The following is a 25,432-nucleotide window of genomic DNA, read 5'->3' on the forward strand; positions in this document are numbered from 1 at the left end:
GCATCAGAACTGGCCGGGCGGCAGCTTGAAGATGTCAGGGCTCTTGGCATCGGCGACGTAGAACAGCAGCAGGCTGGTCGGCGTCAGCACACGCTGGTTGTTCTCCTTGTTCTCGAACGTGCCCTGGAGAAGCAGGATGACCGAACGATCCTTGGCGTCGCTGCCGCGGAACATCACGATGCCGCCGCTGACGGGCATGTTGACCGCGATGGAGTCGGGCTTGAAGCCCTCGCTGAGGAAATGGGCGCGCAGGATGTTGGCATTGGAGAACAGCTTCTCCGCCGTGATCGCCGCGTCGGTGCCCTTCGACCAGACCGCGCCGATCTGGATCAGCGACTTGGACTTGTAGCCGAACACGTAAGACAGCTCGGCGGTGCCGCCGTTCGGCAGAAGCTCCGGAACGGAGAGCAGGACGCTCCGCGTCAATTCGGACGCGTTGTCCTGAACCTTGATCGCGTCGGACTTGGCATTGAAGTCCTTCGTCATCGCCGCGCGCACGTCGGCCTCGTTCATGCCGAACTTGGCGGAGCGGAAGCCGTCGATCGCCTTGATCTTGTCGTCTGGGGTTGGCGTCTCGGCGGCGGCGGCCGACGTCGCGCCGGCAGCGACCGGCGTACCGGCAGCGGCCCTCGGTGCCGGCGCAGCTTTCTGCTTCGGCACGGCGCCCTGGGCCGCAAGGGGCCCGGTTGCAACAGAGGTGAGCAGGCCAACGAGGGCCGGAACGAGATAGATTTTGCGCATCGAAAACCTTCGAAAAAACTTGAAACAACGCTTTAAAAATCGGCAGCTACGAATCGGCTTCCCCGAACCGTCATCGCAACCGAGACGGAAAATGTTGCAACGCCGCAATGCGTTACAAGGTGTCACGGAGTAGACAGGGTTCGAAACAGCGACTCTTTGGCGGCGTAGGATACGGTATCGGGCTGCCAAACGCTGCGAATGAACAGTCACAAACGCATTTTTTCATCAATTGTGGATGCCGGCCGTTCGCGCTAAGCATCGGCTTGGGGCAAACCATCATGCAAAGACTTTCATGACCGAACGGCCTTCCGCTCTCGCGGTCGATCGCCGCGGGTTCATTCGCCTTGCGGGCACAACCGCTGCGGGATGGCTGGCGCTCGGCGCAACATCTGATCGCATGCGGGTGGTCGCATCGCTGACCGCATTGCGGCTCGACGACGAATTGACCAGAAGAAGCATGATCGACAGCCCGACCTCTCGCCTGGGTGGCCTCATCGTGGGCTTGAGGCAGCGAGGTTGGGTCGAAGGCGTCAATTTCCGCTTCGAGCTCCGTTCGACTTTCGGCGCACCGGATAGACTGAAGACCGCGGTCCAGGAGTTGCTCGAGCTTAAGCCGGACGTGATCCTGACCGGCTCGACAGTCGAAACCGGGGCCGTCCTCGCAGTCACCAAAACCATCCCGATCGTCTTCGCGACCTCGAATGACCCTGTCGGCAATGGCTTCGTCCAAAGCCTCGCACATCCCGGCGGCAACGTCACAGGCTTCACCAGCAGCACCGCCGAGATGGGCGGCAAATGGCTTCAGCTCGTCCGGGAGGCCGTGCCGGATATCGCGCGCGTTGGTGTCCTGTTCAATCCGGCGACCACGCCCGGCGCCGGACGATTCTACCTCGACTCCCTCGAGCAAGAAGCCGCGGCGTCCGGAGTGGCGGTGGTGCTCGCGCCCGTCAGCACGGCAGCGGACATTGACGGGGCGATCAGCCGCTTTTCCGAACCGCCAAGGGCGGCGATGATCGCGCTCGTCGACAGCTTCCTGGTGGTCAACCGGCAGGCGATCGTCGCGGCAACCGCGAAATACCGCGTGCCCACGATTTACCCGTTCCATTATTTCATGGATGCGGGCGGGCTGATGAGCTATGGGCCGACGCTTGAAGTGCGCTCAGCCGACTATGTCGATCTCATCCTGCGCGGCACCAAGGCCGGCGATCTTCCGGTGCAATCGCCGCGGAAATACGAGCTCCTGATCAACCGCACGGTCGCCCGCGCGCTGGATTTGACGATCCCATTCACGCTGCTCGCACGCGCCGACGAGATCCGCGAGTGAACGAGACGATCGACCACGGACATTTGCGGACACCTCCCGGCCGGCTGTTCCGAAAATACCTCTACTCGATCGCCGCCCTCGCCTTCGCCGCGCTTGCCATCAACACCGGCTTGGACGTCTGGTTCTCATATCGCGAGCAGAAGCAGCTTCTGGCGGCGACCCAGCGCGAGCAGGCAGCGTCCGCGGCCATTCAGATCGGCCAGTTCATCGGCCAGATCGAAAGCCAGATCAGATGGCTCTCCCGCCTGCCCCCCGAGCTGTCCACGAACGAGGACGATCGTCTGAACGCCATCCGCCTCCTGCGTCTCTCGCCCGCGATCGCGGAAATCGCCGAGCTCGACGCGCAGGGCCGCGAGCAGGTGCGCGTGTCGCGCCGTGTCGCGGACAGGATCGGCAGCAAGGCCGATCTCTCCACCTTGCCCGCCTTTCGCGGCGCCAACGAAAGCCGCGCCTATTACGGACCGGTCTACTTCCTCGGTGACACCGAGCCGTTCATGACGCTTGCCACACGCGGAACGGGCCTCGCGCCGAATGTGATTGTCGCCGAGGTCAATCTTCGCTTCATCTGGGACCTCGTCGCCGGAATCAGGGTGGGCAACACCGGCAAGGCCTACGTGGTCGATCGGATGGGGGTGTTGATCGCACATCCCGATTTGTGGCCGGCACTGCGTCGCAGCGACCTCTCCAGCCATGCGGACGTCCGCGCCGCACTCGATGGCGTGGGGCCGCCCTCGGGCGGCCTGGTCAAGGAGGATCTGTCCGGTCAACGCGTGCTGTCGACCTATGCGACGGTCCCTTCACTGGGCTGGCTGGTGTTCGTCGAGCTCCCGCTCAGCGAAGCCTACGAGCCGATCTATGCATCGATCGGACGTTCGACATTTCTCCTGGTCATTCTGCTGGCCTGTGCGGTGCTCGTCTCTTTGTTTCTCAGCCGGCGCATGACCGTGCCGATCCAGATCCTGACGCAGGGCGCGCGGCGGATCGAGAGCGGCGACCTCGGCCTGCGGCTCGCGATCAAGACCGGCGACGAGCTGGAGGCGCTCGGCGATCAGTTCAACCGGATGGCCGCTCACTTGCGCGAATCCTATGCGACACTCGAACGCAAGGTGATCGAGCGCACCTCGGAGCTGGAGAAGACCCGAGACCAGGCGCTTGCCGAGCACGACGCCGCCGAGCGCGCGCGCAGCGCGGCGGTGGCGGCCAACGAGACAAAATCGCGCTTTCTCGCGGTCGTCAGCCACGAGCTGCGCACGCCGTTGAACGGCGTCATGGGCGTGCTGCAACTGCTCGACGACGGCAGCCTCGGTGAAGCACAGCGGCGCGGCCTCACGACCGCGGCTGCGTCGGGGGAAACGCTGATCGCGCTGGTCGATGCCATCCTGGAATATGCACGCCTGGAGGCCAGCGCCGAAACTCTGGAAACGCGTGATTTCCGGCTCGACCAGCTCATCGAAACGGCCGTCGATCTGATGCGGCCGCAGGCCTTCGGCAAGGGACTGACCTTCGACCTCGCCTGCGATGCGACAGTCAATACCTCGGTGCACGGCGATCCCGTGCGGCTCAATCGCATCCTGCTCAATTTGATCGGCAACGCGATCAAGTTCACCCCGCGCGGCGGCATCGGCCTGAACGCCGCCACCGAGCATCATGACGATCGTGCCCTGCTGCGCATCACCGTTCGCGATACCGGCATCGGCATCGCGCCCGACATGCACGAGCGGATTTTCGAGGATTTCGTCCAGGCCGACGACAGCATCGCGCGGCGGTTCGGCGGCACCGGCCTGGGGCTCGCAATCGCACGCCGCCTTACCCGCCTGATGCGCGGCGAGTTGACGGTGGCGAGCACGCCGGGTGCAGGCAGCTCATTCATGCTTGAAGTGCCGCTCGGTATTGCCGCGAGCGGCATCGCACAAGGCGCGGTTCAGCCATCATCGCGGCAGCTTCGCGTGCTGCTGGTCGACGACGATCCCGTCAATTGCGAGGTCGGCGAAGCCATGCTGAAGAGGCTCGGCCATCACCCCACGATCGCCACGAACGGCGCGTCGGCTATCGCACTCGCCCGCGACCAGGCGTTCGACATCATCCTGATGGATCTGCACATGCCCGACATGGACGGCGTGGAGGCGGCGTCACGGATCGGCAGGCTTGGTCTGCCGAGAATGCCGCGCATCATCGCCGTGACGGCCGACGTGTCGCGCCGCGCCCGCGAACGGCTTGCAGGGGCAGGCATCGCCAAGATCGTCAGCAAGCCTATCCTGATCAATGCGCTGCGCGAGGCGATCGAGGACGAACCGCGGGACGAGCCGGCAGCAGTGCAACTTGCCGCGGGCGCGTTGATCGACCGGCATTTCATCGACGACCAGAAGGAGCTGCTGGGCGCCGCGCAAATCGAAAAGCTCCGCCGGCTTCTGCATCAAACGAGCGAGCAACTGATCGGCGACATCGCCAAGGCCGCCGAGATTGGCGAACACACGCAGTTCGCGCGTTGCGCGCATCAACTCGGCAGCGCCGCGAGCGCGCTCGGCCTCGTCCGCCTGTTCGAGCGCTGCCGCGAGATCGAGCTGGCAGCAGCCACGATGTCACCGTTCGAATGCCAGAGTGCCGCCAGCGAGCTGGTCGCGCTTCGGCAGGCCTCGATGAGCGCGCTGGACGAATTGCTCCGGCCGGCCTAACAGCGTCCGGTCAACTGGCCGCGGCGGGTTTGCGCTCGCCTGCTTCGTCGTCCTCTCGCCCAAAACGTTCGACCAGAAAGTCGATGAACAACCGCACCTTCACCGACAGGTGCCGGGTCGGCGGATACACCGCATAGAGCGCGAGCGGCGGCGCTGAATAGTCGTCCAGCACCGTCCGCAGCTGGCCTTTTCGCAACGCATCGGCGGCGATGAATTCGGGAAGCAGCGCGAGCCCCCTGCCCTTGATTGCGACATCGCGCAGCACTTCCGCATTATTGACGCAGAGCGACCAGGCCGGCTGGATCCAGTGATCGCCATCGGCGCCTGTCAGCTTCCACTGATTGCCGGTGAGCAGGAAGCCGTAGGTCAGCGACGCATGCTCGCGCAGATCCTGCGGATGTTTTGGCGTGCCGTGACGTGCGAGATAATCGGGCGAAGCGCAGATCATGCGCGCCACCGGCATGATTTTTCGCGCGATCAGGCTCGAGGACTCCAATTCCGCGATCCGTAACGTCACGTCAAAGCCGTCCTGGACGGGATCGAGCAGGTCGTCGCTGAGGACCAGTTGGAGCTGCAGCTCCGGATACCGCGCCATGAAATCGGCGAGCACCAGCCCGAGCCGCATCGTGCCGAACGACATCGGCGCGTTGACGCGCAACAAGCCGCGCGGCGCCGACTGGGCTTGCGTCACCGCCTGATCGGCGGCCTCGATTTCCGAGAGGATCACGACCGCGCGCTCGAAATAGCGCTGGCCGTTCTCGGTCGGACTCGCATGCCGCGTGGTCCGATTCAGGAGCTGCACGCCGAGGCTCTCCTCGAGGTCGGCGATGTATTTGCTGATCGCCGAGCGCGACAGCCGCAACTGGCGGCCGGCCTCGGCAAAGCTGCCGCTTTCGACAACTTTCACGAAGGCCCGGAGGCTGACCACCTTATCCAAGGGCAGACCCCCGGAATTGCTTCCAAATTGTAGACATAGACGTCATATTTGCATGGATTGTCTCCAATCCAAAGCGGCACGATATTGACAGCCAGAGCAAGACCGCTCCCCGAGTTTTGGAGGACGACAATGTCTGGACTGCACCACGTCACCGCGATTGCCGGCGATCCCATCAGGAATTTCGGATTTTACACCAGGGATCTGGGCCTGCGCTTCGTCAAGAAGACGGTCAATTTCGACGATCCCGGCACCTACCACTTCTATTATGGTGACGAGACCGGCCGCCCCGGCACCATCCTGACCTTCTTCCCGTGGGCCGGCGTGCCGGCCGGGCGCCGCGGCGTCGGCGAAACGCACCAGACCGCCTTCCGGGTGCCGCAACGCTCGCTCGGCTATTGGACGCAGCGCTTCACCGAGAAGGGCGTTGCTTACGAGGCGCTGGAGAAGCGCTTTGGCGAGTCCGTGCTGCCGTTCACCGACCCTGACGGCATGGCACTCGCGCTTGTCGGCGTTCCCGGTGCCGAGAACAAGCCCGGCTGGAGCAACGGCGACGTGCCGGCCGAGCACGCGATCCGCGGCTTCCACGGCGTGACGTTGCTGCTCGACAGCGCGGCGAAGACGGCCGCCGTCCTCACCGACGTGTTCGGCTTCAAGGAGACCGGCCGCGAAGGCTCCGTGATCCGCTTCAAGGCGCCGGGTGCTGTCGAAGGCAGCGTCGTCGACATCTACGAGGCCAAGGGATTTTTGCGTGGGCATCAGGGTGGCGGCTCCGTGCACCACATCGCCTTCCGCGCGGTCGACGACGCCGAGCAGGGCAAGATGGCGCAAAAGCTCGTGAGCAATCACGGCCTGCATCCGACCGAGCAGAGGGACCGCAACTACTTCCGCTCGATCTACTTCCGCGAACCCGGCGGCGTGCTGTTCGAGATCGCGACCGATATCCCCGGTTTCGCCGTCGACGAGCCCGTCGCGACGCTCGGACATGACCTGAAGCTGCCGAGCTTCCTCGAAGCGCAGCGCGAGCAGATCGTGGGTGTCCTGCCGAATTTGGAAGAGAGGGTGTCGTGACCGGGAATTCATTCATCCATCGCTTCGAGCCCGCGACCAGCGCGGGCTCGCCTCCTCTCCTGCTGCTGCACGGCACCGGCGGCGACGAGAACGATCTGCTCGGGCTTGGCAAAATGATCTCGCCCGGCTCCGCCCTGCTCTCGCCGCGCGGACGCGTGCTGGAGCACGGCATGCCGCGCTTCTTCCGCCGCCTCGCCGAAGGTGTATTCGACGAGGAGGACGTTCGCCGACGCGCCCTCGAACTCGGCGACTTCGTCGCGGATGCACGGCAGCGCTACGGCCTCGCCGCGCCTGTCGCGGTCGGCTTCTCCAACGGTGCCAACATCGCCGCCGCGCTGTTGCTGCTGAAGCCGGATGTGCTGGCAGGCGCGATCCTGCTGCGCGCGATGGTGCCGCTGTCGGATCCGCCGAAGGCCGAGCTTGCGGGCAAGCCGGTGCTGCTGCTCTCCGGCCAGGCCGATCCGATCGTGCCGGCGAGCAATTCTGCGCAACTTGCAGCGCTATTGTCCGAGGCGGGTGCGCACGTCGACCACAAGGTGCTGCCGGCTGGCCATCAATTGTCGCAGGCCGACGTCACGCTTGCCCGAGGCTGGATCGGCAGCGGCAACGCGAAGGCGGCCTGAACCAACAGACGGCGCATCGTTCCAGGCGGTGCGCCGCTACTTACTCGAACCAGCCGCGCCGCTTGAACCAGATCAGCGGCAGCACGCCGCTGGCAATGATGGCGAGCCACGCCAACAGATAGCCGAACGTCCAGTCCAGCTCCGGCATGTGCTTGAAGTTCATGCCCCAGATGCCGACCAGGATGGTGGGCGGCACGCCGACGACGGAGACGATCGTCAAAATCTTGAACAGCTCGTTCTGCTGGATGTTGATGAACCCGAGCACGGCATCGAGCAGAAGCTGGATCTTGTCGGTCAGCCGCGTCTCGTAGTCGCCGAGCGAAACGACGTCCTTCGATACGGCGTGAAGCCGCTTCTTCGATGCCTCCGTGATCCATTCGCTTCCGACGTCGCCGGCAAACGACGCAATTCGCCCGACGCCCAGCAGGACGTCGCGCGTCTTGGCGAGACGGTCGGCCAGTTCACCGATGTTTTCCAGCGCCTCGCGCATCCTGCGGCTGGACCGGATCGGCCGCTTGGTGCGAACCAGTCCGCCCCTGAAGACGCTCCGCGACAGCGTATCGACTCTCACGGCGAGATGCTCCAGAGCATCGGCGCCGCGGTCGATCATGGCCTCGAGCAGGCTGGTGAACACGCACATGCCGTTCTCGAGGGTGTCATCGGAGCCGACGCGCTTGCTGACCTGGTCGAAAATGGGCAGCTCCGCAAAGCGCACCGTCACCAGCACATGCGGGCCAATGATAAAACCCACCGGCGTAATCTCGGCCTCGTTGTCCTCGTTGAGCCGGACCGCGGGCGAGCCGAGATAAAGCGTGCCGTGATCGAAGATCAGGCGGCTCGACGCCTCGATCTCGCTGAGCGACTCCGCGGACGGAATGCGTATCTTCAGCAATCGCTCGACGAATTGCTTTTCCTGCGCGGTCGCATCCAAAAGATCAGCCCAGATGATCTCGGACGGCATTTCCGCGCCAATGTTCTGCCACTCGTCGGATGGCCACCTGTACAGTTTGAGCAAGAAACGAACTCCGCATACCCTAGCGCCGGATCGCACGGCATGCGGCCATCCTGCGCTGAGCTAACGCATGAGGGTTCCGATCGTTCAAAGCCGGGGGAGCATCAGAGGCGGCGTAATCCAACCAAGAGGGCGCGGCCTCCTCCGACGATGCCATCATGCCGGTGTTTTGCCCGACGGGTCAATGGCATCGCGGAACGCGCAGCGCGCAAACCGGTGAATCACGCTACGCGCAAACCATCGAAATGATTATCCCCGGCTACTGTGCATGGGGTTGTTTTTCAGGTTTTTGTTTGGACCGCTCTTCAGCGGAGCTGCCCACTCCCACATGGGGAGTGGGCACAGTAACGGACGCCGCGCTAACGCAGCCCCTACTCCCACGCCCATGTCGAGAAATCATTCTCGTACTGCGGGATGTCCTTCCAGACGCCCTTCAGCTTCTTGTTGGTGATGGTGATCAGCTGCGGTTGGTACAAATAGCCGGAGACTGCGTCGGTTGCCAGCATGCGCTGCGCATCGCCGAGAAGCTTTGCGCGGGCGGCCTCGTCCGGCGTCGACACGATCTGCTTGTAGAGAGCGTTGAACGCCGCGTTGTTGTAGCCGAGGTAGTAGTCCGGCTCGGTGATCTTGACGAGGTCGATCGGCTCGACATGGCTGACGATGGTGAGATCGAAATTGTGCGGCCCGTTGCCGGCGAACACCTGCGACAGCCACTGCGCCCATTCAACGTTTTCGATCTTGGCGATGATACCGACCTTCGCGAGCTGAGCCGCCAGGATCTCGCCACCCTGCCGCGCATAGGACGGCGGCGGAAGTTTCAGCGACAGCTCGAGCGGCGTGATGATGCCCGCTTCCGCCAGCAGCTTCTTCGCCTTCTCGGGGTCGTAGGGGTTGATGCCGGTGGTGTCGATGAAGCCGAGCGCGCCCGGCACGTAGAAGCTGCCGATCGGCGTGCCGAAACCGTCAACCGCGCCGTCGATCATCGCCTTGCGGTCGATCGCGGCGAGGATGGCACGGCGCACGCGGACGTCGTCGAGCGGCTTCTTGCGCTCGTTGATGCCGACGATGGTCTTGGCGCGGGAGCCGCCGACCATGACGTTGAAGCGTGGATCGGCCTTGAACTGGGCGATAGTGCGCTGGGCCGATACGCGCGGGAACGCATCGACATCGCCGGAGAGCAGCGCCGCGGTCTGCGCCGCCGGATCGGAAATGAAGCGGATCGTCACCTTCGACAGCTTGATCGCGGCCGCGTTGCGATAATCGGCCCACTTGTTCAGTGTGATCGAAGAGCCCTTGGCCCAGGCCCCGAGCTGATAAGGCCCGGTGCCGACCGGCTGCGTACCGTTGGTGGGTGCGCTCTTCGGCTCGACGATCGAGCCGCTCGCCTGCCCCAGCAGGAACGGCAAGTTCGGCTCGGAATATTTCACCGAGATCACGACCGTATCGGCGTCGGGCGCATCGACCTTCTCGAAGGCCTGGAACAGGCTCTTGTCCTTGTTGGTGCTGGTGGCGACAGCGTTGCGCTCGAACGAGAACTTGACCGCCGCGGAATCGAACGCCTCGCCGTTGTGGAATTTGACGCCCTTGCGCAGCTTGAACGTATAGGTCTTCAGGTCGGGCGAGGCGGTCCAGCTCTCCGCCAGCAACGGCGCGACGGTGCCGTCCTCGTTGATCTTGGTCAGCGTCTCGTAGATGTTGTAGAGCGTGACTTCGGCGATCGCGGCAGCGGCGGCGTTGGTGGGATCGAGGCCGGGTGGCTCCAGCGCCATCGCCATGACGACGCTGTCCTTCTTGCTCTGCGCCAGCACCGGCAAAGGGGCCGCGGCAAGCACGGCGGCGAATGCGACGATCGATAATTTCCTCAACATGCGTAACTCCCGGCCTTCTCTATTCCCAGCCTACGCTAATCCCGCCGCGGACGCTAACCTTCCACGGGCAATGGCGGCAACGCCATCACGGCCTCCGCCTTGTGGCAGGCGGCGAGATGCGTCTCGCCCACCTTGCGTAGCTCAGGCAGAACCTCGCGGCAATGCTGGTGGGCGAGCGCGCAACGGGTGACATAGGGACATCCGCTCGCGGCCGCCGATTGCGAGGCGATCGCCTGGGCTCCGCGCCGGCGCCGGCCGCCGCCGGCGCGCGCCCGAGGCACGGCATCCAGCAATGCTCGGGTATAGGGATGGGCACAGCGCTCGAACAAATCCTCGGGACGGCCCTGCTCGACGATCCGGCCGAGATACATCACCGCGACCTCATCGCAGAGATAGTCGACGACCGCGAGGTCGTGGCTGATCAGGACATAGCTCAGCCCGAACTGCTCCTGGAGATCCTGCATCAGGTTCAAGACCTGCGCCTGCACGGAGACGTCCAGCGCGGAGACCGGCTCGTCGGCGACGATCAGCTTCGGTTGGGTGATCAGCGCGCGCGCAATGGCGATGCGCTGGCGCTGGCCGCCGGAGAACTCGTGCGGATATTTCTCCATGTCGGCATCGCGCAAACCCACTTGCCGCAGCACCGCAGCGACGCGCGCGCGAAAAGTCCTACGATCGGCGTCTTCCAGCACGGTCAGCGGCTCGGCAACGATGCGCGCGATGGTCTGGCGCGGGTCGAGCGATCCGTAAGGGTCCTGGAACACCATCTGGAAATCGCGGCGGGCGCGGCGCAATTCGTCGGCGGAGATGCGGTTGAGATCGCGGCCAAGCAGCGCGACCTGGCCCGAGGTCGGCCGTTCCAGTGCCATCACCACCCGCGCGAAGGTCGACTTGCCGGAGCCGGACTCGCCGACGATGCCAAGGCTCTTGCCGGCATCGACCCGCACACTGACACCATTGAGCGCGCGCACCTGCCCCGGCGGACGGAACAGGCTCTCGCGCGGCAACGTGTAGCGCTGCTCGAGATCCTTCACGTCGAGAAGAGGCGCCGTGCTCATGCGGACAGCGCTCCGACGTTCGCGGCCATGGACACGTTCGTCCGGATGCAGCGCACGAAGTGGCCAGGTCCGACGTCCACCATCGGTGGAAGCGCGGTCCGACACGACTCGATCACGAGCGGACACCGATCGGCGAAGGTACAGCCGGAAGGCAGATCCGCGAGCTCCGGCACCGTGCCCGAGATCGTCGTCAGCCGCGTCCCCTTGCGTGCGCCGAGCTTCGGCCGGGCGCGGAACAGGCCCTGCGTGTAGGGATGTCCCATCCGCCGGAACACCTCGTCGGTCGGCCCGCTTTCGACGACCGTGCCGCCATACATCACCATCATCCGCTGCACGTTCTCGGCGATAACGCCGAGATCGTGCGAGATCAGGATCATCGACATGCCGCGTTCATCGACGAGGTCGGCGATGAGGTCGAGGATCTGGCCCTGGATGGTGACGTCGAGCGCCGTGGTCGGCTCGTCCGCGATCAGAAGGTCCGGCTCGCAGGCGAGCGCCATCGCGATGGTGACGCGCTGGCGCTGGCCGCCGGAGAATTGGTGCGGATAGGCATCGATGCGCCTGGCCGGATCGGGTAGCCCGACGCGGTCGAGCAAGGCGATCGTCTCTTTACGCGCCTGCGCCGCCGAGTATTTCTTGTGACGGCGCAGCGGCTCGGCGACTTGATGGCCGATCGTGTGCATTGGGTTGAGCGCGGTCATCGGCTCCTGGAAGATCATGCTGATGCGGTTGCCGCGCAGGCTGCAATAATCCGCATCCGAAAGCCCGACGAGCTCGCCTCCATCCAGCTTGATGCTGCCGGTGACGACCGCGCTGTCGGGCAGCAGTCCCATCAGCGACAGCGCGGTCACCGACTTGCCGCAGCCGGACTCGCCGACGAGCCCGAGCGTCTCGCCGCGTTTCAGGACGAAGCTGACGCCGCGCACCGCCTGTGCCGGCCCGCGGCTCGTGTTGAGGTGTACGCCGAGATTTTCGACCTCGATGAGCGGCATGGTCGAGCGCTCGCTCATCGTCATCGCTCCCGTGCCAGTCGTGGATCGAGCAGATCGCGCAATCCGTCGCCGAGGAGATTGAGGCCGAGCACGGCGACCGCGATCGCAGCGCCCGGATAGACCGCGAGCATCGGCGACTGGAATAGCAATGTCTGTGCGTCGTTCAGCATGCGGCCCCATGACGGCTGCGGCGGCTGCGTACCGAGCCCGAGATAGGACAGCGCGGCCTCCGCGAGGATCGCGAGCGCGAACTGGATGGTAGCCTGCACGATCAGGATCGACAGGATGTTGGGCAGGACGTGCTCGATGGTGATGCGGAAATATCCCTTCCCCGCCGCGCGCGCGGCCAGCACGAATTCGCGCGCCCAGATCGCGTTGGCCGAGCCGCGCGTCAGCCGGATCAGCGTCGGAATCTGAAAGATGCCGATGGCGACGATCGAGGTCACCATGCCGGGCCCGACGACCGCGGAGAGCATGATCGCGGACAGCACGGCCGGAAAGGCGAAGGTGAAATCGGAGAAGCGCATGATGATCTCTTCGGTCCAGCCGCGCCGGGCCGACGCCACCAGGCCGAGGCAGACGCCGAAGGTGAGACCGATGCTCACCGCGATGATGCCGACCATGATGGTGGAGCGGGCACCCGCGAGCAGCAGCGAGACGATGTCGCGGCCGAAGACGTCGGTGCCGAGCCAGTGCGCGGCCGAGGGCGGCCGGAGCTTCGAGGCGATGTCGATCTCGTAGGGTGACCACGGCGTCCACACCAGCGAGAGCAGTGCGGAGGCGAGCACCAGCAGGCTCAGCGCACCGCCCAGCACAAAACTGCGATGGCGCAGCGCGCGGCGCCAGAAGGTCCGGGCCGGCAGAGCACGCGTTGCGGCCGGCGCGTCGACAAGGGTGGTCAGCGGCGCGCTCACAGGTCGTGGACCTTGATGCGGGGATCGACGAAAGCATAGAGCACGTCGACCACGAAATTGACGATGACGACCATGGTCGCGAGCAGCATCACGCAGTTGCGCACCACGATCAGATCGCGGTTGGCGATCGACTGGAAGATCAGGCGGCCGAGACCCGGCAGATAGAACACGTTCTCGATCACGATGGTGCCGGCCAGCAGATTGGCGAATTGCAGCCCCATCACTGTCATCACAGGGATCATGGCATTGCGCAGCACGTGGCGCCACAGCACCTCGCGCTTGCCTAGCCCCTTCGCGCGCGCCGTGCGGACGAAGTCTTCACGTAGCACTTCCAGCACCGCCGAGCGCGTGACACGCGCGAGGATCGCGGCCTGCACCACCGCGAGCGAGACCGCCGGCAGCAGCAGCGACTTGATACCGAGCCAGATGCCGTCCTCCCAGCCGGGAAAGCCGCCCGCGGAGAGCCATTGCAGCCGCACCGAAAACAACAGCACCAGCAGGATCGCGAACCAGAAATTCGGCAGCGCGATGCCTACCTGCGTTAACGACATCACGCCGACATCGCCGAGCTTGTTGTGATTGGCCGCGGTGTAGATGCCGGCCGAGAGCGCCAGCGTCACCGTGATCAGCATCGCAATGATCGCAAGCGGAATGGTCAGCACCAGCCGCTCCGCGATCAAGCTCGCGACCGGCGTGCCGTAGACATAGGAGTTGCCGAGATCGCCGACGAGAAGGCCCCTGATCCACTGCAAATAGCGAACCGCCAGCGGCTGGTCGAGCCCGAGCTTGACGGTGAGCGCGCGCACCGCGTCGGCCGAGGCATCGGCGCCCATCAGCATCTGCGCGGCATTGCCCGGAAGAGCATCCAGCACCAAAAAAATGATCACGGATGCGCCGACCAGCGTCGCCAGCAAAGTCAGCAGACGGCGGAGGACAAATACGCTCATGCGCGCTCGGATTCAGGGATCATCCGCGGCACGATCAACACGTCCGGGCGCCGGAGGCAAGTCCTTTGCAAACAAGTCCTTTGCTGCATGCCCATCTGCTCAATCCGGCCAGCGGGACAGAAGGTCGTGCGAAGCCTCGAACAGCGCGCTCACGCGCAGCAAGTCCGCATCGCTGCGGAAGCGGCCGACGAGCTGAAGGCCGATCGGCAGGCCGTCGCGGCCGAAGCCGCACGGCAGACTGATGGCGGGATGTCCGGTCATGTTGAACGGCATGGTCCAGGGGAACCAGTGCGGCCGGACGCTGTCAAAGTGCTTGCCGTCGATCTCGATGGTGCCGAACAGGTCTTGATCGATCGGCAGCGCGGTGCGCGTGAGGGTCGGCATCGCCAGCAGGTGCCCGCGCGCAAGCAGGGATTGCACCCGGCGGAACAACGCCGTGCGCGCGAACATCGCTTCCTGATAGGCGACGCCGCTGACGTTGGTCGCAAGCGCGACCTGCTTGACGAAGGCTTCGCTGAGGGCGTCGCCGTGCTCGGCCACGAGCTTTGAAAAGCGCGTGCGCCAGACCGTGTGGTTGATGGCGCGCCAGATCGGTTCGATGTCGAACCCCTCGCCGGAAAATTCCTCGAGCTCGGCACCGAGCCCGGCGAGCCGGTCGAGACTCGCCTTGAAGCCGGCGTCGACATCTGCAGAGACAGGGCGTCCGGGCGGCGACAGGCAGTACAGGATTTTCTGCCCACGCAGATCGCCGCGCGGCAGAGCGGTGCCGATGAAGTCAGGCACGGGAACGCCGATCGACCAGGGATCGCAGGAATCCTCGCCGGCCATCGCCTGCATCATCAGCGCGGTGTCGGCGACGGTTCGCGTCATCGGCGTGACATAGGTCTGGTTGCCGAAGGCATCGAGCGCTTGGCTGTGCGGGATGACGCCGTTGCTCTGCTTCAGCCCGACCACGCCGTTGCAGGCGGCGGGAATCCGTGTCGAGCCGCCACCATCGGTCGCGATCGCAAGCGGCGCGATGCCGCTGGCAACGGCGACCGCCGCGCCGCCGCTGGAGCCGCCCGACGACCGCTCCGCGCTCCAGGCGTTGCGGGTGCGGCCGAACAGCGGCGAGTCGGTCAGGCACTTGCTCCCGAATTCCGGCGTGGTGGTCTTGCCGATCAGGATCGCGCCTTGCGCACGCAGCCGCGCGACCACCACGGCATCCTCGTTCGGCACATTGTCCTTGTAGGGAACGGCGCCGAAAGTGGTCTTCACGCCTCTGGTGTTGACGATGTCCTTGACGGTGACCGGGATGCCGTGCAGCAGGCCGAGTGGTTCGCCGGCCATCATTTTGCGCTCGGCCGCGCGCGCCTCTGCCATCGCCTCGCCGCCACAGAGCGTGATGAAGCAGTTCAACTGGGGCTGGAGCGCCTCGGCGCGCGCGAGCACGGCGCTGACAAGTTCGACGGGGGAGACTTCCTTGCGGTCGATGCGCGCGCGCATTTCGGTGGCGGACAGGAAACAGAGATCATCGTTCATAGAAGGACCGCCTCGCGTCAGGATGCGCGGACCTTGCCAGCGTGCACCGATCCTGTCCATTTCGGCTTGCGCATGGCCGCAGTCCACCGAGACAACTCGGAAATGGGGCAAGGCCTGACGCGCTAGCTACCAGCTCCAATTGATCTCGTGGCTCCACGGCGGATCGGCACCGGGACGGGTGCAGGTCAGGCCGGCGCAACTGGCGGCAAAGGACAGCGCACGGCGAAGCTCGTCCGCGCCGATGTCCTTCAACTGTTGTCGGGCGAGACGCCCCTGCTTGTGCAGGGCGAACAACAGCGCCGCCTGAAAACTGTCGCCCGCGCCGATGGTGTCGGCCACCTCGACCTTGGGCGCGGCGACCTCGATCGGCCCTGCCCCCGCATGCCACGCGATGGCGCCGCTGTTGCCGCGGGTGACGACGACAAGGCTCGCGCCCCGTGCGAGCAGCGTGCCGGCGCGCTGGTGATACGGCTCGTCGCCGAACAGGTAGGCGAAATCGACGTCCGACATCTTGATGAGATCTGCGCTGTCGGCGAACTCCGCCATGCGCGCGAGATAGGCGGGCTTGTCCTTGACGAGGTTGGGCCGGGAGTTCGGATCGAAGGAGATTGTCGACAACGCCCGTGCGTCCGCGATCAGGGCCTTGGTCTCGGCGGCACCCCGGTCATTGACAAGCGTGGTCGAGCCGACATGGAGGGCTTCGACGGTCGCGAATGGAATAGTGCCGCGCCGATAGGTCCAGTTCCGCGTCGCAGTCTCGGCATCGTAGAACGCGTAGTGCGACTCGCCCGCGACGATGCGAACGAAGGCGAGCGTGGTCTGGTGATCGCTGCTTGTAGCGAGAGCGAGTTCGACATTCGACACTGTCGCGTGATCGGCGATCATCTGCCCGAACAGGTCGGTCGAGATGCCGCCGACGAAGCCTGTCGGCGCACCCAGCCGCGCCATGCCGATCGCGACGTTGAGGCAGGAGCCGCCGACGGCCGGCATTACCGCTTCGCGCCCGTCGATGTTTCGCGTCGGGACGAAATCGATCAGCGCATCGCCGCAGGTAATCAGCATTCGCTTCGACCTCTGGCCATCGCGGCACGGCTGCCGCGATCAACCTCGCGCAGCAGCTTGTAGACCTCGCGCTTGCGGGCGTGAAAGGCCGCGATGTCGGGCGCGGTCGGCTCGCTCTTCCGTCCCAGAGCCGACATTTTGGCCATGGTCTCGCCGATCGAGGCATAGGCGCCGCCGGCCACCGCGCCGAGCATCGCGGCGCCGAGCAGCACCGGTTCTTTCGTCTGCGGCAGCGCGACCGTGAGGCCGGTGGTGTCCGCCATGATCTGCCGCACCAGCGGGCTACGGCTCGCTCCTCCGCCCATGATCATGATGCTGGAGCGAACGCCATGCGCGGCAAAGGCCTCGATCACCTCGGCAAGCCCATAGGCGAGCCCGCACAGGCCGGCGACGAACAGCCGTTCCATCGAGGCGATATCGGTATCGAGATCGAGGCCTGCGATCACCGCGCGCGTGTCAGGATCGGCGTAGGGCGAGCGGTTGCCGATGAACTCGGGAAGGACATGGACGTCGCGGGCCAGCAGCGCGGCGCGGCTGGCGCCGCCTGCACGAGCGATGATGCGGCGCTCGAGGAACTCGATGAGGTCGACGCCCTCACTGCGCGCCGCCGCGCTCGCTTCGGCAAAGCCGGGATGCGATTTGAGGAGATGATCGATCGCCGCGCCCGCAGCCGACTGACCGCCTTCGTTGAGCCAGAAGTTCGGCACCATGCCGGAATAGTAAGGACCCCAGACGCCCGGCACGAAGCACGGCTCCTTGGTCGTCGCCATGATGCAGGCCGACGTGCCCATGATATAGGCGAGCCGGTCGCTGACATCGGTCGCGCCGTCCGAGTCATCACGACCGCCGATCGCGCCGATGCCGCCGGCATGGGCATCGATCAGGGACGCACCGACCGGTGTGCCCACAGACAGGCCGAGGTCAGCCGCGGCAGTGCGGGTGAGACCTGCACCCAGGCCCGTACCGGGGGCGACGATCTCGGTGCCAATCCGGGCATATTTCTCGGCCACGAAATCCGAGAGGCCGATGCGCTGAAAGAACGGCGCGCTCCAGCCGCCGCCATCATGCGCGAGGTAGTTCCATTTGCAGGTGACGGTGCAGGTCGAGCGCTGCAGCGAGCCGGTCGCGCGCCAGGTCAGGTAATCCGCCAGATCGAAGAAGTGCCCTGCAGCGTCGAAGCTCGCGCGCATGTGCCGCTTCAACCACAGCAGTTTCGGCATCTCCATCTCGGGCGAGATCGAGCCGCCGACGTAGCGCAGCACGGCGTCACCGGTTTCGTTGATCAGCCGCGCCTCAGCCGTGGCGCGATGGTCCATCCAGACGATGACGTTGCGTTGCTTGTCGCCGGAGGCACTGACCGTGACCGGCTCGCCTTGCCGGTCGAGCACCACGAGGGAACAGGTCGCGTCGAAGCCAATGCCGCCGACGCTGTCGGGCGCGATGCCAGCCTCCGCCATCGCGGCTCGCACTGATCTCACGCAAGCGTCCCAGATATCCTGGGATGACTGTTCGACGATGTCGCCGGCCTCGTGCCAGGTCCTGATCGGATGCCGTGCGATCGCCAGCAAGGTGCCGGCCTCGTCAAATACCCCTGCCCGCGTGCTCGTGGTCCCTACATCGACGCCGATATACGCTCGCGGCATTGTCGCTCCCGGTCGCTTCGTCAATTTTGACGCAAGCCTACCAGCAAGTGTAGCCGCCATCCACCAGCACAATGCTGCCGGTCATCAGGCTCGCCGCCTCTGAGGCAAGGAATAGTACGACGGAGGCGATCTCATCGACCTGCCCCATCCGCGCCATCGGGGTTCCACCAATCCAGGCATCGTACATTCTTGGATTGCTCTTCACGAAGGCGTTGAGGGGCGTCTCGATATAGGTCGGCGCCACCGCGTTGACGCGGACGCCGCGCGCGCCCCACTCAGCGGCCAGCGATTTGGTGAGATGGTGCACCCCTGCCTTGGAGGCATTGTAGAAGCACTGCTCCTGCGGCTTGTTGACGATGAAACCCGACATCGAGCCGACATTGACGATGGCGCCGCGCTTGGCGTTGAGCATGTGCTTGCCGAACTCTCGGCAGCACCAGAAGGTGCCGTTGAGATTGACGTCGATCACATTGAGCCAGTGCTCGTCGGTCACGGTCTCCGCCGGCGTCTCGCTACGGGCAATGCCGGCATTGTTGACGAGGATGTCGACGTTGCCATAGCGGGCGACGAGATCGCTCGCGACCTCCGCGACGCGCCTGGTGTCGGTCACGTCCATGATCGCCGTCTCGGCGTCGTAGCCCTTCGCCTTCAGGCTCTCTTTCGCGCCGTCGGCGACCTTGCTGTCGCGATCGCCGATGACGACCCTGGCGCCGGCTTCAGCCAGCGCCTCGGCGCAGGCGAACCCGATGCCCTGCCCGCCACCCGTGATGAACGCGGTCTTGCCAGTCAGCTTGAATTTTTCCAGGTACATGGTGGTATTTCCGTTTCTTTGCCGTTTCTTTGCCGTTTCTTGCGGTCTCTTGTCAGCCTCGAATGGCGTTGCCGCTCGCGTCGAAGCGATGGATCCGTGCGGGGTCCGGCACCAGCGACACGTGGTCGCCGGCGTGCAGGCTCAATTCACCGATGTAGCGCGCCGTCAGCATCCCGAGCTCACCGGCATCGACATAGAGGAAGGTGTCGCTGCCGAGATGCTCGGCGACCGCGATCGTGCCCTGCCAGCCGCCAGTGCCGTCGCGTTCGATCTTGAGATGCTCCGGCCGTACGCCGATCGTTGCTGCGCTCTTCTGCAAGGCGTGCCCGCCGGTGACGAAGTTCATCTTGGGCGAGCCGATGAAGCCGGCGACGAAGAGGTTGGCCGGCTTCTCGTAGAGATCCAGCGGCGAGCCATATTGCTCGATCTTGCCGCCGTTGAGCACCACGATCTTGTCGGCCATGGTCATGGCTTCGACCTGGTCGTGGGTGACATAGATCGCGGTGGTGCCGAGCTGCTTCTGAAGCCGCGTCACCTCGATGCGCATCTGCACGCGCAGAGCCGCGTCGAGGTTGGAGAGCGGCTCGTCGAACAGAAATGCCTTTGGTTCGCGGACAATGGCACGCCCGATCGCGACGCGCTGGCGCTGACCGCCGGAGAGCTCGCGCGGCTTGCGGTCGAGATAAGGCGTGAGGTTCAGCGTCGCGGCGGCAGCCTCGACCTTGCGGTTGGTCTCGTCCTTGGAAAGGCCGGCCATCTTCAGGCCGAAGCCGATATTGCCGCGCACGCTCATATGCGGATAGAGCGCGTAGGACTGGAACACCATCGAGAGCCCACGCTTCGCGGGGGGCGTATCGACCACGTTCTTGCCGTCGATCAGGATCTTGCCGCCGGAGACGTCCTCGAGCCCGGCGATTAGCCGCAGCAGCGTGGTCTTGCCGCAGCCTGATGGTCCGACGAACACCACGAAGGAGCCGTCCGCGATCTCGAGATCGGCGCCCTTGATGATGTGCACGGGGCCGAAGGATTTCTGCACGTCCTGAAGTGTGATCTGACCCATGATCCGGCAGCCCTTCTTACTTTACCGCGCCGAAGGTGAGCCCGCGCACGAGCTGCTTCTGGCTGAACCAACCAAGGACGATGATGGGCGCGATCGCCAGCGTGGAAGCCGCCGACAGCTTGGCCCAAAACAATCCTTCCGGACTCGAATAGGACGCGATGAACACCGTGAGCGGCGCGGCGTTCGAGGTCGACAGATTGAGCGTCCAGAACGCCTCGTTCCAGGCCAGGATCAGATTGAGCAGCATGGTCGATGCGAGCCCCGGGATCGCCATCGGCGTCAGGACATAGACCAGCTCGCGGCCGATGGTGGCGCCGTCCATGCGCGCGGCTTCCAGGATGTCGCGCGGGATCTCCTTGAAATAGGTGAAGAGCATCCAGATTACGATCGGCAGGTTTCCGAGGCACAGGATGAAGACGAGGCCGATGCGGGAATCGAGCAGGCCGAAGGACTTGTAGATCAGGTAGATCGGCACCAGCACGCCGACCGGCGGCATCATCTTGGTCGAGAGCATCCAGAGCAGGATGTCCTTGGTGCGCTTGGTCGGCGAGAACGCCATCGACCAGGCGGCGGGAATGGCGATCAAAAGCGCAATGAGCGTCGAGCCGCCGGCGATGATGATCGAGTTCAGCGCGTGGTGAAAATAGTCGCTGCGCTCCTGCACGGTCGCGTAGTTCTCGGTGGTCCAGTGGAAGAACAGGAAGGATGGTGGAATCGCGAAGGCCTCAAGTTCGGTCTTGAAGCTCGCCAGCACCATCCAGAGGATCGGGAAGAAGATCAGGAAGCCGAAAAACCACGCCCCGATCGTCGAGACCACGACCCGCCGCCTCGTCGCCATACGCGCCATGTCTCATGCCTCCAGATTGCGGCCGACGATGCGGACCAGGAAGAAGGCAACGACGTTGGCGATCACGACAGCGACGAGGCCGCCCGCCGAGGCGGTGCCGACATCGTACTGGATCAGTGCCTGCGAATAGATCAGGAAGGCGATGTTGGTGGTCGACAGTCCCGGGCCGCCGCCCGTGGTGACGTAAATTTCAGCAAAGACGGTGAGCAGGAAGATCGTCTCGATCAGGATCACCACCGTGATGGGACGCGCGAGGTGCGGCAACGTGATGTAGATGAAGGTCGAGACCGCGCTGGCGCCGTCCATTTCGGCGGCTTCCTTCTGCTCCTCGTCGAGCGACTGCATCGCAGTGAGCAAAATCAGCGTCGCGAACGGCAGCCATTGCCAGGACACGATCAGGATCACCGCAAACAGCGGCGCGTCGGTAAACCAGTCGATCGGCGTCAACCCGAACATCGAGGCGATCCAGGCAAACAGCCCGGATACCGGATGCATCAGCAGGTTCTTCCAGACCAGCGCGCTCACCGTCGGCATCACGAAGAACGGCGCGATCACCATCAGCCGCACGATGTTAAGGCCGATCACGGGCTGGTCGAGCAGCAGCGCCAGCGGAATTCCGAGCAGGACGGTCAGCGCCAGCACCGAGCCGACCAGCACCAGCGTATTCTGGAGCGACGCGAGGAACGCGGGATCGGTGAGGAAGTAGCGGAAGTTTTCCAGCCCGACGAATGATTCCGAGCCGGGATCGAGCAGACTGTAGTGCAGCGTCGAGAAATAGAGCGTCAGCGCAAGCGGGACGATCATCCAGATGAACAGCAGCCCGACCGCAGGCGTCAGGAGCGTCCGTGCGAGAAGCTGCGTCTGCCGGGTTGCCATTCTTGGCTTCTCCGCTTGCGGGAAGAAGGCGGCCATCCATCCCTAGCGGGTGGATGGCCGCAAGTCTGAGCTCAGGAGGGAGAGCTCGGGTTCACTTGATGTAACCGGCCCGCTTCATCTCGCGCTCGGTTGCGGACTGCGCGGCGGCGAGCGCGGCATCGACCGTCATCGAGCCCGCAAGCGCGGCCGAGAACTGCTGGCCGACCTGCGTGCCGATGCCCTGGAATTCGGGGATCGCCGCATATTGCACGCCGACGTAAGGCACCGGCTTCACGGTCGGCTTGTTCGGATCGGCCGCATCGATCGAGGCCAGCGTCAGCTTGGCGAATGGGGCGACCTTCAGATAATCCGGGTTCTGGTAGAGCGAGGTCCGCGTGCCCGGCGGCACATTTGCCCAGCCTTCCTTCGCGGCGACGGTCTTGGTATAGTCCTTGCTCGTCGCCCAGGCGATAAACTTCTCGGCCGCTTCCGTCTTCTTGGAGCCCGCGGGGATCGCGAGATTCCAGGCCCACAGCCAGTTGGCGTTCTTGCCCAGGCCCGTGTTGGGCGCGAGCGCGAAGCCGACCTTGTCGGCGACCTTGGAGTCCTTCGGGTTGGTGACGAAGGACGCCGCGACCGTGGCGTCGATCCACATCGCGCACTTGCCGGCATTGAACAGCGCGAGGTTCTCGTTGAAGCCGTTCGAGCTCGCACCGGGAGGGCCGGCCTGCTTCATCAGGTCGACATAGGTCGACAGCGTCGCCTTCCATTCCGGGGTGTTGAACTGCGGCTGCCACTTCTCGTCGAACCAGCGCGCGCCGTAGGAATTGGCCATGGCGGAGAGGAACGCCATGTTCTCGCCCCAGCCGGCCTTGCCGCGCAGGCAGATGCCATAGACGCCGGCGCTCTTGTCACTGAGCTTCTTGGCGGCGTCGATGACGAAATCCCAGGTCGGCTTTTCCGGCATCTTCAGGCCGGCCTTGTCGAACAGGTCGGTGCGGTACATCACCATCGAGCTCTCGCCGTAGAACGGTGCGGCATAGAGCTTGCCATCGACGGAGACGGCATCCTTGATCTTGGGCAGGAGGTCGGCGACGTCGTAATCGGCGCCGAGATTGGCGAGCGGCACCAGCCAGCCCTTCTTGGCCCAAATCGGCACCTCATAAGTGCCGATGGTGAGCACGTCGAACTGGCCGCCCTTGGTGGCGATGTCGGTGGTGACGCGCTGGCGCAGCACGTTCTCCTCAAGCGTCACCCATTTCACGGTGATGTCGGGGTTCTTCTTGGTGAATTCAGCCGTCAAACCCTGCATGCGGATCATGTCGCCGTTGTTCACGGTGGCGATCGTCAGGGTCGTTTCGGCCATCGCGGGGACGGCCAGCAACAGGCAAGACGCGCCGCAGACGGCGCCAAGGACGTGTTTCACGGGTGACCTCCCTAGGATCGCGCTTTTGAGCATATGCCCACGCGTTGGGCGTATGTTCAACCGAGGGCGGACCGTTGTCAAGCAGGCGCGAGGGCGTTCGCGCAACTTATGAGTGCTGCGGTGCGGGAGATGGTGTCGTGTGCCGCGAGTGGGGTGGCCGTTGCTCGAGCCGGGCGCACGCAACTTGCTCCACGTCTCCCGCTTGCGGGAGAAGTCGTATCGCATCGAAGATGCGATGCGGGTGAGGGTTTTCTCCTCTTGGGGAGTCTTGCCAGCGGAGAGACCCTCTCCCCGGCCTTCTCCCGCAAGCGGGAGAGGGAGAGCAAGGCCGCCGTCGCGCTAGCTCTGCCTCAGCGCTCGATAATTGCCCTTGCGGTCGTCTCGTCGGTAATGAGCCCGTTGATCAACCGCCCGTTCAGCGCCGCCGCGATCGCCGCCACCTTGGCCGCACCGACTGCGGCGCCGATCGTCGTGGTTTTTGCCGGCACTTCCGGCGGAATGCTGGTCAAGCGTTTGTTGGTGCCGGCTTTGAGCAGGCGGCCCTTGGAATCATAGGCCCAGCCGGTGATTTCGCCGATCGCCCCTTGCCGCATCATCTCGAACAATTCGTCGCGGGTGACGAAGCCGTCGACGTGGACCTGCGCCTTCTGGTCCATCTGGCCGATGCCGACGAGGCGCAAATCCGCCTTGCTCGCGACCGCCTTCACCTTGGCGATCGGCTCGATCCGCACCATCTTGTTGCGCTCGTCCTCGGACGACATCAGGAACGGCAGCGGCATCGGATAGTGCCGCGCGCCGGTGCGATCGGCGAGCCGGCCGACGGTATCGTAGAAGCTCGCAGAACCGTCGGCGGAGATGTTGCCGACCAGCGAGACGATCTGGTGGTTGGGCCGGTCGATCGGCGTGACGCGCTCGACCGCGGCGCGCACCGCCCGGCCCGTGCCGAGCGCGACGATGACGGGCGTCTCCGAACGCAGCGTGGCATCGAGCAGATTGGCGCAGCGTTCGGCAATGCCCGCTGTGGCCTGCGGCGCCGCCGGATCGGCCGGCACCACCTCGCAATGGACGAGATCAAACCGTTCCTTCAGCCGCGCCGCAAGTTCCATGCAGGCTGCGATGGGATGTTCGAGCCGGAAGGTGATGAGCCGCTCGGCGAGACACAGCGAGACCAGCCGCTGCGCCGACGCGCGCGAGACCTGGAGCATTTTTGCGATTTCGTCCTGGGTGTGACCGGCAATGAAATAGAGCCAGCCGGCGCGTGCGGCGTCATCGAGCCTGGACTTTTCGTTCTCAGCGGCCATGGCGGGCGTCAGGCGTCCTTCCAGAAATCGATCATGCGCGCGAACACTCGGTCGGCCCCCGCACCCGACAATATAGCCTGCCCGTCGCGGCCGCGATAATGGCTGCCGCCGACAAATCCCCAGACGGTCATGCCGGCCGCCTTTCCCGCCTGCACGCCGCTGGCGCTGTCCTCGATCACCAGCGTGCGCGCGGGCTCCGCACCCATCTTCGCCGCCGCGTGGAGAAACAGATCGGGCGCCGGCTTGCCGTGCCTGACCATCTGCGCGGTGTAGATCCGGTCGCCGAAATGCGCCCGCAGGCCGGTGACGTCAAGAGACAACGAGACGCGGTCGATGTCGCTGGACGACGCCACGCAAAACGGCGCGCGCAAATCGGAGATCACATCGGCGACGCCGGGAATTGGTTGAAGCGCACCCGCGAATGTCGTCAGTACATGCGACTTCAAGCGTGGCAGAAAGCCCTCCGGCACGACCTGTCCGAGATCCCGATAATGCTGCACGACCGCCTTGGTGCTGCGCCCGAGGAAGAGTTCGAGCGCCTGCTCTACGCTGAGCGCGATGCCGCATTCGGCCAGCACGTCGGACAAGCAGCGACAGCTCAACAGCTCACTATCGACCAGCACGCCGTCGCAGTCGAAGATGATCAGATCGGGTTTTGGCCGGCCCTGGTCCATCCGGCCATTCGATCATATACCCAACTCATGGGCAATAGCTCAGCATACGGCGACCCGGCAATGCCGCGGCAGGAAA

General features: G+C 64.7%; 22 protein-coding genes. 4 read left to right on the plus strand and 18 right to left on the minus strand.

Translation table 11 applies throughout. The features are described from left to right. Window positions 1-3 precede the first annotated feature (3 nt). The gene (locus ABIB06_RS03435; protein WP_247350140.1) at window positions 4-741 is read right to left on the minus strand and encodes a hypothetical protein; all 738 of its coding nucleotides are present in this window, start codon (window positions 739-741) and stop codon (window positions 4-6) included. Between the two features lie 292 nt (window positions 742-1,033). Here ABIB06_RS03435 and ABIB06_RS03440 point away from each other — a divergent pair, with 292 nt between their 5' ends. After that, complete coding sequence (locus tag ABIB06_RS03440) at window positions 1,034-2,065, plus strand: ABC transporter substrate-binding protein (protein WP_247350138.1); 1,032 nt, start codon at window positions 1,034-1,036, stop codon at window positions 2,063-2,065. Then, on the plus strand, window positions 2,062-4,737 hold the full coding sequence (locus tag ABIB06_RS03445) for a hybrid sensor histidine kinase/response regulator (protein ID WP_354044272.1): 2,676 nt from the start codon (window positions 2,062-2,064) through the stop codon (window positions 4,735-4,737). Before ABIB06_RS03440 ends, ABIB06_RS03445 begins: the two co-directional genes overlap by 4 nt. A gap of 10 nt (window positions 4,738-4,747) precedes the next feature. On the opposite strand, the gene ABIB06_RS03450 is transcribed toward ABIB06_RS03445, so the two are convergent. After that, window positions 4,748-5,674 carry a LysR family transcriptional regulator gene (locus tag ABIB06_RS03450; protein WP_354044275.1) on the minus strand — a complete coding sequence of 309 codons (927 nt, stop codon included), beginning with the start codon at window positions 5,672-5,674 and terminating at the stop codon, window positions 4,748-4,750. Window positions 5,675-5,803: 129 nt separating this feature from the next. Here ABIB06_RS03450 and ABIB06_RS03455 point away from each other — a divergent pair, with 129 nt between their 5' ends. Together ABIB06_RS03455 and ABIB06_RS03460 are read left to right on the plus strand one after the other, a co-directional pair. Continuing rightward, window positions 5,804-6,742, plus strand: coding sequence for a ring-cleaving dioxygenase (locus tag ABIB06_RS03455; RefSeq protein WP_354044277.1), 939 nt, complete (start codon window positions 5,804-5,806; stop codon window positions 6,740-6,742). Then, window positions 6,739-7,365 (plus strand): alpha/beta hydrolase, encoded by a 627-nt coding sequence (locus ABIB06_RS03460; RefSeq protein ID WP_354044280.1) that lies wholly within the window; start codon window positions 6,739-6,741, stop codon window positions 7,363-7,365. The genes ABIB06_RS03455 and ABIB06_RS03460 overlap by 4 nt, the downstream gene beginning before the upstream one ends. Before the next feature lie 40 nt (window positions 7,366-7,405). Here ABIB06_RS03460 and ABIB06_RS03465 read toward each other — a convergent pair whose 3' ends face one another. The 16 genes from ABIB06_RS03465 to ABIB06_RS03540 all read right to left on the minus strand — a co-directional run bounded on the left by ABIB06_RS03465 (window position 7,406) and on the right by ABIB06_RS03540 (window position 25,356). Further along, complete coding sequence (locus ABIB06_RS03465; RefSeq protein WP_354068443.1) at window positions 7,406-8,380, minus strand: magnesium transporter CorA family protein; 975 nt, start codon at window positions 8,378-8,380, stop codon at window positions 7,406-7,408. 368 nt (window positions 8,381-8,748) lie between these two features. Next, entirely contained in the window at window positions 8,749-10,245 is a 1,497-nt protein-coding gene (locus ABIB06_RS03470) for an ABC transporter substrate-binding protein (RefSeq protein ID WP_354044286.1), read from the minus strand. Between the two features lie 53 nt (window positions 10,246-10,298). Next, window positions 10,299-11,303 (minus strand): ABC transporter ATP-binding protein, encoded by a 1,005-nt coding sequence (locus ABIB06_RS03475; RefSeq protein ID WP_354044290.1) that lies wholly within the window; start codon window positions 11,301-11,303, stop codon window positions 10,299-10,301. After that, the gene (locus tag ABIB06_RS03480) at window positions 11,300-12,313 is read right to left on the minus strand and encodes an ABC transporter ATP-binding protein (protein ID WP_354044293.1); all 1,014 of its coding nucleotides are present in this window, start codon (window positions 12,311-12,313) and stop codon (window positions 11,300-11,302) included. The genes ABIB06_RS03475 and ABIB06_RS03480 overlap by 4 nt, the downstream gene beginning before the upstream one ends. A gap of 2 nt (window positions 12,314-12,315) precedes the next feature. Further along, window positions 12,316-13,209, minus strand: a complete 894-nt coding sequence (locus ABIB06_RS03485) for an ABC transporter permease (protein WP_354044297.1) — start codon at window positions 13,207-13,209, stop codon at window positions 12,316-12,318. Beyond that, window positions 13,206-14,156 carry an ABC transporter permease gene (locus ABIB06_RS03490; protein WP_354044300.1) on the minus strand — a complete coding sequence of 317 codons (951 nt, stop codon included), beginning with the start codon at window positions 14,154-14,156 and terminating at the stop codon, window positions 13,206-13,208. Before ABIB06_RS03490 ends, ABIB06_RS03485 begins: the two co-directional genes overlap by 4 nt. 99 nt (window positions 14,157-14,255) lie before the next feature. Further along, window positions 14,256-15,677 carry an amidase gene (locus ABIB06_RS03495; RefSeq protein ID WP_354044303.1) on the minus strand — a complete coding sequence of 474 codons (1,422 nt, stop codon included), beginning with the start codon at window positions 15,675-15,677 and terminating at the stop codon, window positions 14,256-14,258. A 126-nt stretch (window positions 15,678-15,803) separates the two neighbouring features. After that, entirely contained in the window at window positions 15,804-16,739 is a 936-nt protein-coding gene (locus ABIB06_RS03500) for a carbohydrate kinase family protein (RefSeq protein WP_354044307.1), read from the minus strand. Beyond that, complete coding sequence (locus ABIB06_RS03505) at window positions 16,733-18,382, minus strand: FGGY-family carbohydrate kinase (RefSeq protein ID WP_354044310.1); 1,650 nt, start codon at window positions 18,380-18,382, stop codon at window positions 16,733-16,735. The genes ABIB06_RS03500 and ABIB06_RS03505 overlap by 7 nt, the downstream gene beginning before the upstream one ends. A gap of 37 nt (window positions 18,383-18,419) precedes the next feature. After that, the gene (locus ABIB06_RS03510) at window positions 18,420-19,193 is read right to left on the minus strand and encodes an SDR family NAD(P)-dependent oxidoreductase (RefSeq protein ID WP_354044313.1); all 774 of its coding nucleotides are present in this window, start codon (window positions 19,191-19,193) and stop codon (window positions 18,420-18,422) included. Between the two features lie 52 nt (window positions 19,194-19,245). Beyond that, window positions 19,246-20,253 carry an ABC transporter ATP-binding protein gene (locus ABIB06_RS03515; protein WP_354044316.1) on the minus strand — a complete coding sequence of 336 codons (1,008 nt, stop codon included), beginning with the start codon at window positions 20,251-20,253 and terminating at the stop codon, window positions 19,246-19,248. Window positions 20,254-20,269: 16 nt separating this feature from the next. Then, a complete protein-coding gene (locus ABIB06_RS03520; protein WP_354044320.1) occupies window positions 20,270-21,100 on the minus strand; it encodes a carbohydrate ABC transporter permease in 831 nt (276 codons plus the stop codon). A 3-nt stretch (window positions 21,101-21,103) separates the two neighbouring features. Beyond that, window positions 21,104-21,976 (minus strand): carbohydrate ABC transporter permease, encoded by an 873-nt coding sequence (locus tag ABIB06_RS03525; RefSeq protein WP_354044324.1) that lies wholly within the window; start codon window positions 21,974-21,976, stop codon window positions 21,104-21,106. Window positions 21,977-22,067: 91 nt separating this feature from the next. Then, window positions 22,068-23,381 (minus strand): ABC transporter substrate-binding protein, encoded by a 1,314-nt coding sequence (locus tag ABIB06_RS03530; protein WP_354044327.1) that lies wholly within the window; start codon window positions 23,379-23,381, stop codon window positions 22,068-22,070. A gap of 350 nt (window positions 23,382-23,731) precedes the next feature. After that, on the minus strand, window positions 23,732-24,682 hold the full coding sequence (locus ABIB06_RS03535; protein ID WP_354044330.1) for a sugar-binding transcriptional regulator: 951 nt from the start codon (window positions 24,680-24,682) through the stop codon (window positions 23,732-23,734). 8 nt (window positions 24,683-24,690) lie between these two features. Next, on the minus strand, window positions 24,691-25,356 hold the full coding sequence (locus tag ABIB06_RS03540) for an HAD family hydrolase (RefSeq protein WP_354044334.1): 666 nt from the start codon (window positions 25,354-25,356) through the stop codon (window positions 24,691-24,693). Window positions 25,357-25,432 lie beyond the last annotated feature (76 nt).

Origin of the sequence: Bradyrhizobium sp. LB8.2 (assembly GCF_040548035.1) — a bacterium.
GTDB lineage: Bacteria > Pseudomonadota > Alphaproteobacteria > Rhizobiales > Xanthobacteraceae > Bradyrhizobium.